Origin of the sequence: Sulfuricurvum sp. MLSB (genome assembly GCF_000747095.1) — a bacterium.
GTDB lineage: Bacteria > Campylobacterota > Campylobacteria > Campylobacterales > Sulfurimonadaceae > Sulfuricurvum.
In genome coordinates this window covers 1-1,546 of sequence record NZ_JQGL01000060.1, presented here as the reverse complement: position 1 = coordinate 1,546, position 1,546 = coordinate 1, and the positions used below count along the sequence as shown (strand labels likewise).

1 protein-coding gene is annotated in these 1,546 nt (G+C 45.1%); it reads right to left on the bottom strand.

What is annotated here, in order from left to right; translation table 11 throughout:
• A partial coding sequence (locus tag JU82_RS05480) for a hypothetical protein (protein ID WP_037947660.1) occupies positions 1-1,546 on the bottom strand: 1,546 nt, incomplete at both ends.

Genomic DNA, 1,546 nt, shown 5'->3' with positions numbered 1-1,546 from the left:
TAAAAACCGTTGAAAACCGGCGGCATTATGATGGTATGTCCGCGAGGATTCAGTTTGAAAAACGCCAATTTCTGATTATCGCTGACGATAGGGGTGACCTGCAATAGTTCCCTTAAGGTTTGTTCGATTGCCTGAGCGTTATCAGCATATCCGTTCCGGTTGATGACCAAGCCCGAAAATCCCGCGTCTTCCAGTGTTCTAACTTGCACATCGACCGGTTTACGCGATAAATCGCTCAACCATGCATCGGCTTCCCTCCCCCGTACAGCCCCGTATGACCAATGGATGTTTTTGCTGTGCAAATAACCGTATATCTGCTCATAACTGTTCATCTGATGCACACCCGCACTCTCCGGATAGTTCAAATACGGAAATTGTGCGATCTGAACCTTTTGCGCCCCCTCAAACGTACCCTCTATCTTCTCTACGAACCCTTTGTCCGACAAATACTCCGTCTTGAACTTTTCGGTAATCCTAAAGCTTTCAACATCCGGAGTCTGATCCCAAATACCGAAAGCCCCGATGGCCGACGCCAGCAGAAAAAAGAGTAGGTTCTCATAGATTCTCTTATGGACGCGGTTGCGAACGGCCCGATTGATAACGATCGCCAATGCCATAAAGGCCAATGCGGCGATAAAAACGCTGATCCGGTTATAGGCTCTGATCTGAGGGGTCACGAGATACGCAAAAACAACCCCAAATCCCCCCACCGTCGATAATAAAAGCGTCACCAGGTTGAGCTGTGAAAGTCTTCCGAGCGTCTTTGAAACATAGCTCTGGAAAAATACCCCAATCATTAAAATCAAAAAACCTAGCGACCCGATGAAGCCGAGCGTAGAATCGGCGCTCTCGTTGAATAAAAGAGATTTATGAGAATAACTTTCTTTGAATTCAGCCAATGTGCTGTTGCGATGAAAATCGGCAGGAAAGAGCAACGACGTAATCCTCAGCCCCAGCGTCTCCGCTTCGATCGCGTTTCTCTGGGCGACATTGAGGTTTTTGCCATAGGTATGTTCATAAAGCTTGTAAGGGAGCATGTTCATAGCAAACGGCACGACGGCAAACGCAAAAACCAATAATGCAGAATACACATGGTATCGGTTTTTATGGTACAGATAACTCGAGACCAACGCAAACGCAATCAGAAAGGCCAAAAAGAAGGTGTAATAAAAATTCCATGTCGACGAAAGGATTAAAACAGCGATAACCCCCAGATTTTTCTTGGAATAATCAAACGAATATCTGCCCTCATTCGCCCCTCTTTTAAAAAAAAGAGGCTTTTTGTTATGCAGCAGCAGCAGATAATAAATCCATAGGGGAATAAAAAAATACCCGGCATAAAACGTATGAGGAAGCCGCCAATAATGGAAAGGAAGAAACGTAAACAGATACGCGACGGCAACCGCCAGAAAAAGGTTAACTCTCAATTTTCTCAGAACCGCATACATCACGAACGCATTCAAGAAATAGGTCGAAAGAAAAAAAATGTTGAAGACCGTCATGCTGTCCGACGTAAACAGACTCAAGAACTTGATATACAGCCAAG